This window comes from Adlercreutzia sp. ZJ242 (genome assembly GCF_011038995.1).
Lineage (GTDB): Bacteria > Actinomycetota > Coriobacteriia > Coriobacteriales > Eggerthellaceae > CAAEEV01.
Genome location: NZ_JAAKEE010000002.1, coordinates 21,009 through 34,908, shown reverse-complemented (window position 1 = coordinate 34,908; position 13,900 = coordinate 21,009). Strand labels below are relative to the sequence as shown.

The 13,900-nt window shown below is 68.7% G+C and carries 9 protein-coding genes; 6 read left to right on the top strand and 3 right to left on the bottom strand.

Annotated elements, in window-relative coordinates; genetic code table 11:
• Positions 1-18: 18 nt before the first annotated feature.
• From G7Y49_RS00940 to G7Y49_RS00930, 3 genes are read left to right on the top strand one after another with little or no spacing between them, the layout of a single operon-like run.
• Positions 19-2,889, top strand: coding sequence for a PD-(D/E)XK nuclease family protein (locus tag G7Y49_RS00940; RefSeq protein WP_165170331.1), 2,871 nt, complete (start codon positions 19-21; stop codon positions 2,887-2,889).
• Positions 2,886-6,590, top strand: coding sequence for a UvrD-helicase domain-containing protein (locus G7Y49_RS00935; protein WP_165170329.1), 3,705 nt, complete (start codon positions 2,886-2,888; stop codon positions 6,588-6,590). Before G7Y49_RS00940 ends, G7Y49_RS00935 begins: the two co-directional genes overlap by 4 nt.
• Positions 6,587-8,122, top strand: coding sequence for a DUF2779 domain-containing protein (locus G7Y49_RS00930; protein ID WP_165170327.1), 1,536 nt, complete (start codon positions 6,587-6,589; stop codon positions 8,120-8,122). Before G7Y49_RS00935 ends, G7Y49_RS00930 begins: the two co-directional genes overlap by 4 nt.
• A gap of 147 nt (positions 8,123-8,269) precedes the next feature.
• Here G7Y49_RS00930 and brnA read toward each other — a convergent pair whose 3' ends face one another.
• Together brnA and G7Y49_RS00920 are read right to left on the bottom strand one after the other, a co-directional pair.
• The gene (gene brnA / locus G7Y49_RS00925; protein WP_165170325.1) at positions 8,270-8,518 is read right to left on the bottom strand and encodes a type II toxin-antitoxin system BrnA family antitoxin; all 249 of its coding nucleotides are present in this window, start codon (positions 8,516-8,518) and stop codon (positions 8,270-8,272) included.
• A complete protein-coding gene (locus G7Y49_RS00920; RefSeq protein WP_165170323.1) occupies positions 8,499-8,768 on the bottom strand; it encodes a BrnT family toxin in 270 nt (89 codons plus the stop codon). Before G7Y49_RS00920 ends, brnA begins: the two co-directional genes overlap by 20 nt.
• Before the next feature lie 241 nt (positions 8,769-9,009).
• Between G7Y49_RS00920 and G7Y49_RS00915 the strand changes: the two genes are divergently transcribed.
• Complete coding sequence (locus G7Y49_RS00915; protein WP_165170321.1) at positions 9,010-9,501, top strand: HD domain-containing protein; 492 nt, start codon at positions 9,010-9,012, stop codon at positions 9,499-9,501.
• A 161-nt stretch (positions 9,502-9,662) separates the two neighbouring features.
• On the top strand, positions 9,663-10,739 hold the full coding sequence (locus tag G7Y49_RS00910; RefSeq protein ID WP_165170319.1) for a DUF5662 family protein: 1,077 nt from the start codon (positions 9,663-9,665) through the stop codon (positions 10,737-10,739).
• On the opposite strand, the gene G7Y49_RS00905 is transcribed toward G7Y49_RS00910, so the two are convergent.
• Entirely contained in the window at positions 10,736-10,876 is a 141-nt protein-coding gene (locus tag G7Y49_RS00905) for a hypothetical protein (RefSeq protein WP_165170317.1), read from the bottom strand. The genes G7Y49_RS00910 and G7Y49_RS00905 overlap by 4 nt on opposite strands.
• A gap of 204 nt (positions 10,877-11,080) precedes the next feature.
• Here G7Y49_RS00905 and G7Y49_RS00900 point away from each other — a divergent pair, with 204 nt between their 5' ends.
• On the top strand, positions 11,081-13,888 hold the full coding sequence (locus tag G7Y49_RS00900; protein WP_206214497.1) for an EAL domain-containing protein: 2,808 nt from the start codon (positions 11,081-11,083) through the stop codon (positions 13,886-13,888).
• Positions 13,889-13,900 lie beyond the last annotated feature (12 nt).

The following is a 13,900-nucleotide window of genomic DNA, read 5'->3' as shown; positions in this document are numbered from 1 at the left end:
TTGAACGAGGAGGGTTTCGTGGTGGAGCTTCGCACGCGGGTTTACCTGCATCCCAGCTTTGACGCCGCCTTGGCGGCGCGCAAGGCATGCGCTCGCGCGAGCGACGCGTGCTCCCTGGGCGCCACCTTCACCACGCCCGAGGCGTTCGTCGCGGATTTGTGGGAGGTCTGGGGCGATGCGCGGCGCATCGTGAGCGCGCAGGAGCGGCTCGTGGCGGTGCGCGCCGTGCTTGCCCGGCAGGGCGCGTTCGCGCGCACGCTGGGCACCGCGCGCCTGCTCGCGCGGTTCGTCGGGCGCTATGCGGGAACGCGCGAGCTCGACCAGGCGCTTTGCGGCACGTTCCCGAGCGAGGACGTCACGCCGCACGAGCGCGCCGTGCTCGACCTCGTGCGCGCGTACCAGGCGGCGCTCGACGCGCGCGGGCTCGTAGAGGCGGGGCGGGCGGCGCGCGTGCTGGGCGACGTACTGGCCGACGGGCTGGGTGCGGATGGCGAGTCGGGCGCGGCTGGTGCGCTGGGCGCGGCCGACGAGCTGGGCGCGGCCGACGCGGCGCATCACATCACGTGCGCGCCCGGGCTTGACATGGCTCCTGCCGTGGGGCAGCTGCTCACGACGCTGGGATGGGTGCGAGAGGAGCATGCGGCGTTCGCCGTCCCCGCGCCTGACGAGGGGGTTGAGCCCGGGCTGCTCATCCCCGCCGGCGCCACGGTCACGCCCGCGGCCGTGCTCGACGAGATCATGCGCCTCGTGGGGGCAGCTGCCACGGCACCTCGCGCGCTCGACGTGGTGGTGTGCGCGCCTGACCCGCGCGACCTCTACCGTGCGCTCGCGCCGCATCTGGCGGAGGCGGGGATCGCATGCGGCCTCACGTGCCGCGTCCCGTTCGGCGCCACGGCGCTCGGGCGCGCCTGGGCGAGCGCGTGCGCGCTGGTCGAGGACGACGCGCGCTGGATCGCGGCAGCCACCGACTTCGCCTACGGGGCGTTCTCGGGCATGCGCGCCTTCGAGGCGCAGCGGCTCAACGCGGAGCTGCGCAGAGACCGCCTGCTCACCTGCGCCGACGCGCGGGAGCGCCTGCGTGATGCCTCGCCCTCCTTCGCGCATTTCGAGACGCTCGCGCGTGGCGGCTTCGAGGAGGCCTGCCGTGCGCTCGACGCCGTCGAGGCGTGCGCGAAGGAGACGGAGGGAAGCTCGCCGCTTGCCCGCCCCGAGGAGCGCGGCGCGCTGTCGGCCTTGCGCGGCCTGCTCGAGACGGCGCGCGACCTCGCTGCGGGGGACGCGTTCTCTGACGTGGTGCGCGACGTGGCCCCCACGCTGAGCGTGCCTCTCTCGACGCTCGCGTTTGCCGCGCCAAAGGGCGAGGGCAGGCAGCAGGCGCGCGATGGGCGGCAGGATGCGCCTCTGCGGATCGCCCAAACTGCGCCCCCGCAGTCCGCGACCGTCCTCTTCACGGGCCTGCCGACACCGGGCTCGCTCGCGCCGAGAAGCGCCGACGCGGTCATCCTCGCCGACGTGACGGACGCGAGCTTTCCCGCCGCGCCGGGCGCAGACGCGCTCGACGCGCTCGCCCGCAAGCTCGGCCTGCCGACCCCTCCCGATCCGCTCGATGGGCAGCGCCGCGCTTTTGCGGCGGCCGCCTCGGCGGCGCGCAGGCGCTTCACCTGCGTGATGCCGCTGCGCAACGAGGCGCAGGAGGAGACGTACCCCGCTTTCGCGTTCGACGAGTACGTCGAGGCGCTCGCCGCCGCCCGCGGGAGCGACGGCGAGCCGACCGAGGAGGGCAACGCCCTGCTCCAGGGCTTCCTCGCGCGCGCCGCGCACCGCTTCGGCGAGGACGCGCTCGTACGCGGCATGGGGCGCTCGTTCGCCGCGCCCGAAGGCGCAGTCGAGCTCGCTCCCGCGCGCCGCGGCGTGCTCGAGACGCTCGACATGGCCGATCACCTGCCCTCGGTCGCGGAGGGCGCGCGTCGCCTGCCCGTGCTCTCGCCCTCGGCCATCGAGGCGTACCTGGGCTGCCCGTACCAGTGGTTCGTCACGCGCCGCATCCGCCTGAACGAGCTCGACGAGGGGTTCGGCGCGCTCGAGACGGGCTCGTTCGCGCACGCGGTCCTCGCCGCGTTCTACGATGAGCTCGCCGCATGCGGCTGCGCGCGCGTGCCGACCGACGCCGCGGGCTGGCAGGAGGCGAGCATCTTGTTCGACGAGGTGTTCGCTTCGCAGGCCGCCGCGCAGCGCACGCAAGACCCCGCGACCTCCTCGCGCCTCGTCGCTCGCGCCGAGGCCGAGGCGCTTGCGGTCGAGCGCCTGCGCGAGGTCCTGCGCGAGAGCGTGCGCCGGCAGGCGCGCTTCGCGCCGACCTACGCGGTTTGCGCCCATGAGCTTGAGATCAAGCCTGACCAGGGCGTTGACTACGCGGGCGCGCGCCTGAACGGCCGGGTTGACCGCGTCGACGTCGACGCGGCGGCGGGGCGCTACCTCGTGCTCGACTACAAGGGCTCGTCGGAGAGGCACGCGGCGGGCTTTCCCGACGACGCCGACCCGGAGGCCTTCGCGCTTCCGCGCAAGGTGCAGGCGCTCGTCTACGCCCAGGCGCTGCGCGGGCGCTTCGACGGCCTCGCGTGCGCGGGCGCGCTCTACCTCGGCTACCGCGCGAGGTCGGACGGCGCGTTCGCGGCGGGGTCGTTCGACGAGGCCGCGGGCGACTTGGGGGAGTTCGGGAAGGACTCCTCGCGCGTGCACATGAACTTCGCCCGCTTCCTCGACCTGGTGGAGGAGAAGATCGCCCCGCACGTGCGCGCGCTCATGGAGGGGCGCATCGCGGCTGACCCCGCCTCCAAGGAGGCGTGCGCGCACTGTCCCGTCGCATCCTGTGAGAGGAGGCTCTCGTGAACCTTGATCGCTGCACGCCCGGGCAGCGCGAGATCGTGACCACGCTCGACGCGCCGCTTCTGGTGGCCGCGGGCGCCGGCTCGGGGAAGACCTTCACCCTCACGCAGCGCGTCGTGAACGCGCTCGCGCCAGCGCAGGGAGAGGCGCCCTGCCTCGACTCAATCGACCAGGTGCTCGCCATCACGTTCACCAAGAAGGCGGCGAGCGAGCTCAAGGGGCGCATCAAGGCGCTGCTCGTGAGCGAGGGCCTGCGCGACCAGGCGCTCGCCGTGGACGGCGCGTGGATCTCGACCATCCACGGCATGGCCGCGCGCATCCTGCGCGAGCACGCGCTCGAGCTCGGGCTCGACCCGGCGTTCGAGGTTCTACCCGAAGCCGACGCCGAGCTTCTGCGCACGCAGGCGGTCGACGCGGTGGTGCGCCGCGCGCGGGAGTCGTCCGACCCGCTCGTGCGCGACCTCCTTGCAAGCGGCCTGCCGCTTTCCGACGAGGGCCGCGGCTCAAGCGTCACGAGCCAGGCGCTGCGCGTGCTGAGCCGCGTGGAGGCCATGCCCGAGGGGTTCGACGGCATCGCCCTGGCGAAGCCGCAGGCGCGCCCGGCTGACCTCATGCGCGCCCTCTACGAGCTCGGGCAGGACTTCCGCGCGACTGCCGCGGCGTGGGCGAAGCCGACGAAGACCGAGGCGCAGATGCTCGAGGCGCTCGAGCGCGCCCTCGAGGGCGCCCAAGCGTGGCTCTCGGACGCGCCGCCTGCGGCGTTTGACGACCCTGCCTTCGACGCGGAGGCGTTCCGCCGCGCCCTCTACGCCTTCCCGCCCACGTCGGCCCAGTTCCACGCGAAGAAGGATGACGCCGGCTTCTTCGCGAGCTACCGCAGCGAGTACGCGCGCCTGAGCGAGGAGGCCGAGGCGTGCTGCGCGTATCGCACCGCGCGCGCCCTCGTGAGCTTCGCCCGCCTGATCTCCGACGAGTTCTCCCGGCTCAAGGGGCCGTCGCGGCTCGACAACGCCGACCTGCTCGCGCAGTGCGCCCGCGCGCTCGCCACGCGCCCGGCGCTCGCGGAGCGCTACCGCCGCCAGTTCAAGCTCATCATGGTCGACGAGTTCCAGGACACCGACAAGCTCCAGGTCTTCCTCATCAGCGCGCTCGCCGCGCCGGGGCTCGCGAACGTGTGCACGGTCGGCGACGCCCAGCAGAGCATCTACCGCTTCCGCGGGGCTGACGTGAACGTGTTCTTCGCGTACCGCGACAGCCTGCGCCAAAAGAGCGCGGACGCGCGGTTCGTGTCGCTGCCGGACAACTTCCGCAGCCACGCCGACGTGCTCAAGCTCGTCGACGCGGTGTTCGCGCAGCAGCGCGTGTTCGGGCGCGAGTTTCTGCACCTCGAGCCGCGCGGGGCGGTGAACGCCGCGGCCGACCCCGTCTTCGCCGACCATCCGCGCATCAGCTTCGACTTCGTGCACTACAAGGGTTCGACGTCGAAGGCGCGGGGCGTCTCGAAGGCCGAGGCGGTCGTCGCGGCCGCGCGCCACGTGGCGCAGCACTTCGCCTGCCTGCGCGCGCGCGGCGCGCGCGCAGGCGACATGGCGCTTCTGCTCGGCGGCATGGGAAACGCGGGCGTGTACGCGCGCGAGCTGCGCCGCGTCGGGCTCGAGAGCGTGATCGCGGGCGGGTCGGTGTTCGCGTCCTCGCAGGAGGCCCAGCTCGTCGCCAGCCTGTTGCGCGTCGCGGTCAACGGGGACGACGAGCCGGCGCTGTTCTCCGTGCTCACCTCGCCGCTGTTCGCCCTCGCCGACGACGTGCTGCTCGCGCTCGCCACCGCGCGCGACGAGGCGGGGGAGGTGCGCCCGCGCTCCCTCTCGCGCGGCTTCGCCGACGCGCGCGAGGGAGCGGTTTCGGGCCTTGCGTCTGGTGACGAGCAGGCGCTCGCGATGGCGCGCGCGCATTTGGGGCGGTTCGCGGCGCGGGCGCGCAAGGGGGGCGCCACCGAGGCGCTGCGCCGTCTCTTCGCGGAGACGGGCCTGCTCGACCGCTTGGAGGACGCGGGCGCGCCCGGCCTGGCCGCGGCGGGGAACCTCGCCAAGGCGCTCAGCCTGGTGCGCGGCTTCGAGGGCGCGTGCTCGGGCGCATCGTCGGTCTGCCTCGCGTACGCCGACCACCTGCGCTGCGCGAAGGAGGCGCCCGGCGCGCTCGCCACGGTGGAGTCCGACTTCGTGCGCATCATGACGGTGCACGCCTCGAAGGGCCTCGAGTTCCCGCACGTGGCCGTCGCCGACCTGGGGTCGGGCGTGGCGTCGCGCGAGTCGCTCGTGGTGGAGAACGTCGGGGAGCGCACCTACGTCGCCGCGAGCGCGCCGGCCGCGGGGGAGTGCGAGAAGGTCATCACGAAGCTGCGCGGCTTCGAGCGCGAGGACGCGCTCTGCGAGGACGCCGCGGCGGCGCGCACGCCCGGGGAGCTCTTCAGCGCGCTCTCCGCCTACGCGCGCTCCCAGTCGCTCGCCGAGGCGCAGCGGCTGCTCTACGTGGCGCTCACGCGCGCGAGCCGCTCGCTGCTCTTGAGCGGCGTGTTCAGGTCGAAGCCTCAGGACGGCTACGAGAAGGCGGGCATCTACGGCGATCTGCACGCGGCGCTCGGGTGGGACGTCGAGTCCGAGAAGTCGGTCAGCATGGTCGACTACGGGGGGAGCGCGCCCGCCCGCGTGACGCTCGAGTACCTCACCGCGTCTGGCGAAGGGGCGGCTCCTGGCGGGGAAGGCGCGCCGGCGAGCGAGGACGTCCCTGCGAGCGAGGGCGCTGTTGCGAGCGAAAGTACCTCTGCGAGCGAGGGCGTTGCCGGCGGCGGGGCGGACGCTTCTGCCGGCGACGGCGCTCCCGCTGGTGAAGAGGATGCGAAGCCTGCGGCCTTCCGCGTGCCCGCACGCCCGGCGCTGCGGATGCCCTCTGCCGCGCCCCATGCGTTCGGGCGCGAGGACGTGCGCTCCTACTCCTCGCTCGAGCACGACCCGCTGCCCTGGGAGCTGCTCGGCCGCGCCGCGCAGCTCGGGGCGGCGCCCGCCGCCGCGCCCGCCGCTGGCGCCGCCGCCGCGCAAGATGTCGCCGCGCGCGTCGTGGAGGACGACGACGCCACGGCCCTCGGCACGGCGTTCCACCGCCTCGCGCAGCGCATGGTGCTCGAGGCGGCGGTCCGCCCGGCGCCGCGCGCGCTCGAGAAGCCTGCGCGCGAGGCCGTGCGCGCGCAGGCGCAGCGCGCGGGCCTCACCCCTGACCAGGCGAGGCGCCTCGACGAGGCGCTCGACCTCTGGGCGGCGAGCGACGTGGCGCGTGAGCTCGGCAGCTTTGCGCAGATCGCCGCCGAGGTCCCGTTCATGGTGGACGTCGGGCCCGCAGGCGCGCCGCCGCTCTACCTCGAGGGCGCCCTCGACGCGCTCGCCCTCGACGGCACGGGGTGCGCGCTCGTCGTCGACTACAAGACGGGCGGCTCGCCCGCCGAGACGGACGCGTTCGTGCGCGCGAAGCACGAGCTGCAGGCTCAGTGCTACGCGTACGCCCTGCTCAAGGAGGGGGTCTCTGAGGTCGAGGCGCGCTTCGTGCGCGTGGAGCACCGCAGCGGAGGCAACCCCGCGCAGCCTCAGGTGGCAACCTACCGCTTCGACGCGTCGGACGTCGAAGCGCTCGAAGACGTCATAAGGAAGCACGCATGAACCTCTCGAAGTCCCGCTACACGCGCGGCGTCCAGTGCCCGAAGATGCTCTGGATGGAAGCGCACCTGCCCGAGCAGTTCGACGACACGGTGCTGAACCAAGCCGTGCTCGCCACGGGAAACGAGGTGGGCGACCTCGCCATGGGCTACTACGGCCGCTTCACGGAGATCCCCTTCGACGCGCATGACTTCGCGGGCATGGCGCGCCTCACGCGCGAGCTCATGGAGGCGGGCGAGCCTGTGATCTGCGAAGCCACCTTCGAGCGCGACGGCAACCTGTGCATGGTGGACATCCTGCTCAACGAGCCTGACGGCGTGCGCCTCGTGGAGGTGAAGTCCTCCACGCACCTCCACGACATCTACCTGCACGACATGGCCTACCAGTGCTGGCTGCTGGACCGATGCGGGTATGCGGTGAAGAGCGCGAGTCTCATGCACGTGAACAGCTCCTACGTGCGCAAGGGGGAGCTCGACCTGCACGGGCTCTTCACGGTGGAGGACTGCACCGAGGTGGTGAGAGGCATGATGGGACAGGTGGGGGAGCGCGTGGCCTACCTCAAGGCGGTGGCGGACGACCCCGCCGAGCCCGGGGAATCAGGCGCGCTCTCCCAGTCGCTCGGCATGGAGCCCGGCGCACGTGACCGTTGCTCCATTGGTCCGCACTGCCGAAGCCCCTACCCGTGCGGCTACCAGCGGTGGTGCTGGCGCTACGTGCCGCATCCGAGCGTGTTCGACCTGGGCGGCTACGGGCTCGTCAAGGCGTTCAAGCTCGTCGACCAGGGGCTCCTCACGTTCGACGACGTGGCGAACGCAGGCCTGCGCCTCAAGGCGATCCCGCAGCGCCAGATCGAGGCGCATCGCACGGGGAAGAGCCCGCTTGTCGACGTGGCGTTCGTGCGCAGGTTCCTCGCCGAGCTCGCGCCGCCGCTGTACTTCCTCGACTTCGAGACGTACCAGCCCGCCGTGCCGCCCTTCGACGGCGTGCGCCCCTACCAGCAGATCCCCACGCAGTTCTCGCTGCACGTCGTGAGCGACGCGGAAGGCGCCTTCGAGCACCGCGAGTTCCTCGCGCGCGAGGGGACCGACCCGCGCCGCGCGGTGGCCGAGGCGCTCGCGCGCGCCATCCCGCGCGACGCGCGCACCGTGGCCTACAACATGAGCTTCGAGCGCATGGTGCTCAAGGACCTCGCCGTCCAGTTCCCTGACCTCGCCGCGCATCTGCTCGCCATGCGCGAGAACATGCGCGACCTCATGGTGCCCTTCCGCAACGGCGCGTACTACGCGGCGGCGCAGGGCGGCTCGTTCTCGATCAAGTCCGTGCTCCCGGCGCTCTTCCCAGACGACCCGGAGCTCGACTACCATGCCCTCGACGGCGTGCGCAACGGGGCGCAGGCGTCGGCGGCGTTCACCGACCTGACGCACATGGTGCCCGAGGAGGCCGCTCGTACCCGAGAGGCGCTCCTGCGCTACTGCGAGCTCGACACGCTCGCCATGGTGCGCATCTGGCAAAAGCTCCAAGAGGCCGTCGCATAGCGACGAAGTCCAAGAGGCTCTCGCAGAACGAAACAGCTTCAAGGGGTTGTCGCATGACGGCAAACCTCAAGGCGCTGCGCCGCTGAGCGTATCGTGCTGCCGTGCTCGTTGGGCAGGCTCGCTAGGCCGACTTGCTAAGCCGGCTTGCTAGGCAGGCTTGCCCATGGAATCGAGGCGCTCCACGATCCACGTCTTGATGATGGCTTGCCGGCCTACGCCGATGCGCGCGGCCTCCTTGTCGAGCTCATTGACGACCCATTGGGGAAAGTCAACGTTGACGCGCTTCACCTCGCAGTTCAAGTGCTCGATTGCTGCGGTGTCGAAGTAGTCGAGCACGTCGGCGCCCTCGTCGAAGAGCCCTTCGAGGTTTGCGGCGTTAACGCTTGCGGTGCTCATAAAGCCTGACCTCCTTGTCGTGTGACCGGCGAACGGATATGATCCTCACGGCGTCTCCCCGATCGGTCGCGATGGCGGTCCAATGCTTGCCGTTGACCATGCCGACGACCAGATAGCGCGGCTCGCCTCGATCCTTGGCCGGCAAGCGGATCGCGTTCTCGTCTTCCCACAGCGCTTGCGCCTCAGGAAAGCTCATGCCGTGTTTCTCGATGTTGACGGCGTTCTTCTTCGGATCGAACACGAATAGCATTATATGCTCCTCCAATATACTGATTCAATATAATTGAGGTATGAAAATGCTATTAACGAAGGAGCAACATAGGACATCACCGCTTTTCGAAGAGGTGGCTGTCCCGTGAGGTTAGGATTATTCCAACCAGAGTTGACGTTGCTGCAATTATATAAAACACATGTTCTTGTTTCAAGAGGATGGACCAAGAAAACCTTGTCGTGTTACCATCAAGGGGAAAAAGAGGGAAGGAGCACGGTCTATGATAAGCACGGCATTGACGGCGGCTGCGGCGGGGATTGCCCGTCGCGCGCACGAGGGGCAGCTCGACAAGGCGGGGGAGCCCTACGTCAACCATCCGCTGCACGTGGCGGAAGCCATGGACACCGAAGAGGAGACGTGCGTGGCGCTTCTGCACGACGTGCTCGAGGACTCCGACTTCACGGTCGACGACCTGCGCGAGGCGGGCATGCCCGAGAGCGTGGTCGCGGCGGTCGAGCTGCTCACGCACGACGAGCGCGTGGACTACCTGGACTACGTGCGCGGCGTGCGGAAAAACCCCGTGGCCGCCAAGGTGAAGCGCGCCGACCTCGAGCACAACCTCGACCCCAAGCGCCTCAAGCGCCGCCTCACCGCGGTGGACATGAAGCGCCGCGCGCGCTACCTCGAGGCGCTTGCCGTCCTCGACGGCAAGGACGCCTCCGCAGCTCCCGCAGCACCTGCGGTCCCCGCGCCCAAGCCGCCGACTCGCTAGCGCTTCCGGCCTGCGCTCAACCTCCAGCTCGCAAGCATCCTTCGGTGACTTCGCCGACGAGGGCGGGGGCGTGTGCTTGGCGCGCACGTCCCCGCTTTGTGCTACCATCGGCACGGTACGGCAGGGGCTTCGGACGAGCGGAGAGCGGAGGTTTGCGGCACATGGCATCGCGAAAGGCGGCATCACGCGGGAAGCCGCGCATGAAGGTGGCGGTGAGCGCGTGTTTGCTGGGGCAGGCCTGTCGCTACGACGGCGCCTCCAAGCCCTGCGAGGCCGCCCTGGCCCTCCTCGACCGCGGCGACGTCGAGGTGGTCCCCGTCTGCCCCGAGGTGGCGGGCGGCCTGCCCACGCCGCGCGAGCCGAGCGAGATCACGCACGCGGGCGCGCGCTGGCAGGTGACGGCGCGCGACGGCGCCGACGTCACCGACGCGTTCGTGCGCGGCGCCGAGGCCACGCTTGCGCTCATGCGGCGCGAAGGGTGCCGCATGGCCGTCCTCAAGGCGAAGAGCCCCTCGTGCGGCAGCCGCCAGGTGTACGACGGCACGTTCACCGGCACGCTGCGCCCCGGCTACGGCGTCACCGCGAAGCTTCTGCGCGACCGCAACATCTTCGTCATCGACGAGACGGAGCTCCCCCTTCACCTGGGGAGACGCTATGAGCCGCCGCGCGGCACCCTCTCCATGGCGTGCCAGCACCTGCGCACCATCAACGCGCACAAGATCCAGGTCATGCGCCACTGCTTCCGCGTGGGGCTCTACAAGCAGGGCCTTCTGCACGACCTCTCGAAGTACACGCCCACCGAGTTCTGCACGGGCATGCGCTACTACCAGGGCACGCGCAGCCCCAACACCGCCGAGCGCGAGGAGCGCGGCTTCTGCGCGGCGTGGCTGCACCACAAGGGGCGCAACCGCCATCACTACGAGTACTGGACCGACGTGCGCGGCAAGGGCGACGGGCGCATCGTGGGCGCGCCCATGCCCACGCGCTACGTGGTGGAGATGTTCTGCGACCGCGTGGCCGCCTGCAAGGTGTACCAGGGCGACGCCTACGCCGACGCGAGCGCGCTCGAGTACTACGAGGCCGGCAGCGCGCGCTACATCATGCACCCCGAGACGGCGCAGCTGCTCGAGTACATGCTGCACCTGCTCGCCGACCGTGGCGAGGACGAGGCGTTTCGCATCATCCGCGACGACATCGTGCGCGCCCGCTACACAAGCGGCGCCCAAGGCCGCTTCTAGACGGCGAAAGCAGCGAAGGGGCCCGGCGTGCCCGGTGCGACAGCGAAATCGGCGAAGAGGCCCAGCGTGCCCGGCATGTCCGGCGACGAAGGCCGCGAAGCGCGCGTGAGCCGCCGCACCTCCGCGATGCCGTCCACGCCCGCTTACGCCTCCGCGACGCCCCACGCCCGCTTACGCCTCCGCGCCGTTGAAGAGAATTGCAGCAAGAAAACGGGGAGAAATGCTGCCACGGAGGAGTTCTTCTTGTATCCTTGAAACGCTTCTGATCCGGGAAGAGAGTTTGAGGCAAAACTATAGGTACGTCTGGTGGTGAGCACTTGTATCCGTTGCTGATCGTCCGAGTGGAGATCGTCTGCTTGATACTCCTGGTATTCCTCGGCATCAACGCCCGCTATTACAAGATGGGAAAGGACAATGGCAGCTTCATAAGAATGCTGTTTTTCGCCATTGGCCATGTTGTGTTCGACATCATCACCGTGCTGACGGTGAACAACCTGGACCAGGTTCCCGTCTGGGTCAACTACATAGCCCATGTGGTGTTTTACCTGTTCGCCATTTTGTTTGCCCATGAGTTCTTCTGCTATGTGATCGCCCTGTCCTACCGTGAGAAGCGGGTTCAGAAGGCAGCGAGAATCATCGGCTTTTCCCTGGTGGGGCTCTATCTGCTCCTCCTGCCAGTGATGCCCATCGAGTACCTTCATGGCAACGGGACCAATTACAGCCTGGGGCCGGCAGCCGTCGTGGGCTATGGCCTCGGCATGATCTTCTTGGCAGGCAGCGCCGTGATCCTGGCCGTGAACTTCAAGAAGCTGGCGCCTCATGTCCGGATGGCCTTGATTCCCATGCTTACTCTGATGGTGGCGGCGGAGTGCATCCAGATCGCGGTGCCCGAGCTGCTGATCACGGGCGGCGCGGCAACCGTTGTCACGGTGGCGTTCTTCTTCTCCCTGGAGAACCCGGCGGACGTGTTCAGGCAGAAGCTGCTGATTGACGCCCTCACCGGCGTGAAGAGCCGCAGCAGCTATGAGCTCGAGATCCAGCAGATGGAGGAGACGTTCGTCCAGAACCGGGACATCCGATTCGGGATGGTGTTCTGCGACATCAACGACTTGAAGGAGGTCAACGATGAGTTCGGCCACCTGAAGGGGGACGACTACATCGGTGACATCGCCCAGATCCTGACGCGGGATCTGCAGGGGGCGAAGAGCATCTACCGCATGGGCGGCGACGAGTTTCTGGCCGTATACCGCAACGCGGATGAGGCGAAGATCCAGCAGGAGATCGATCAGGTCAACGCGGACTGCAAGGCCATGTCCGAAAAGGTGCCCTATCAGATGAGCGTCGCCATCGGCTACGCCGTATCCGGCGAGGAATACGCCTCGTTGCGCAACGTGCTGCAGATGGCCGACTACCTCATGTATCAGAACAAGACGGACATGAGGCGGGAGAAAGCCCGCCTGTCGCAGGACGGGCAGCAGCTGAACGTCACCGGCTTGACCGACCGCATCTTCGATGCCTTCGCCGCAACAGGCGGAAGGAACTACCTTACCATGGGCAACCTGTCCACCAACGTCTCCCGCTGGTCTCAGGCGGCGGTGGATTACTTCGGCCTGCCCGGCGAGTTCATCTATGACAGCGCCACCGTTTGGATGGAGTATATCCACCCGGACGACCGCGCCACCTATTGGACGGACATCAGCGCGGTTTTCAGCGGAGCGAAAAAGGAGCACAACATAGAGTACCGCGTTCGCAACAAGCGGGGAGAATACGTGGTATGCACCTGCCGGGGCAGAATCCTGAAAGGCAAGAGCGGCGAGCCGGACCTGTTCGTCGCCACCCTGGTCAATCACGGCATCGGGGAGACCATCGACCCCATCACCGGGCTTCACAACGAGCGCATCCTGGTTCCCCACATGGAGAAGCTGCTGCGGGAGAAGGCGAGGGCATCGTTCCTGACGGTGAAGATCTGCTCCTTCAGCAGGATCAATCTGCTGTATGGCCACTTGACCGGCGATCAGATCCTGGGACAGTTTTCCGGAGTTCTGAGGAGGGTCGTTGGCCAGAAGGGGCGGGCTTTCCGGATCGGAGACACCAGGTTTGTTCTTTGCCTGCCGGGAATGGACGCGGAGGACGTTTCCAAGCTCTACGCAGACCTGACGAACGCCGCCCGCTTCGAGATCACCATGGACTCCATCACCATTCCCCTGAGGCTGGCGGGCGGGGCCTTTGTCGTGGGCGAGCAATATGCCGGCAGCGTCGTCGCTGTCCGGAACAACCTGACCAGCGTGTTGGAGCGTTCCGAGCATGAAGGCTATGGCCGCCTCATGTTCTACGGCGATCCGGCTCAAGGCGAGAGCCAGGTAGACTTCAAGCTGCTGGCCGCCATCTATCAGGACGCGGTGACGGAGCGGAAGGGCTTTCGCCTGGAGTATCAGCCCATTCACCAAATGGATACCGGAGAGGCCATGGGGGCGGAGGCTCTGCTGCGGTGGCGGGGCGAAGAAACCGGCATGGTGCACCCGGGGCAGTTTGTGCCTTGGCTGGAAAACGATCCCTGCTTCTTCCAGGTGGGCTGGTGGATCCTTCGGAAAGCCCTCTCAGACGCCCGGGAAATGCTGCCGGTGGTGCCCGGCTTCGTGATCAAGGTCAACATCACCGTCCTGCAGCTGGAGGACGAGCGGTTTAACGCCATGGTGCTCGAGGCGCTGCGGGAGACCGGCTTCCCGCCCCAGCAGCTTTGCCTGGAGCTGACGGAGCGCTGCCGCGAACTGGACGAGGAATACCTGAAGTCGCAGATCGAGTTCTTCCACCGGTTCGGCATTCAGGTTGCCCTGGACGATGTGGGCACCGGCTTCTCCTCCCTGGGCGTCTTGCTCAACCTCCCGGTAGACGAGGTCAAGCTGGACAAATCCTTCATCACGGACATACGCAGCCGGGAGGCTAATCAGGTGTACGTGGGCGCGATCGTGGATGCTGCCCGGAGGCTGGGCCTCCACAGCTGCCTGGAGGGGGTCGAAGACCAGAAGACCTACGAGTATCTCCGCTCCCTCGGCGCAACCTGCTGCCAGGGATACTATTTCTCGAAGTCTCTGCCACCCAGGGACCTGAAGGCCTACCTGCTGGCGGATAAAGGGAGGGCGCGGCAATAGCGCGGCAATAGC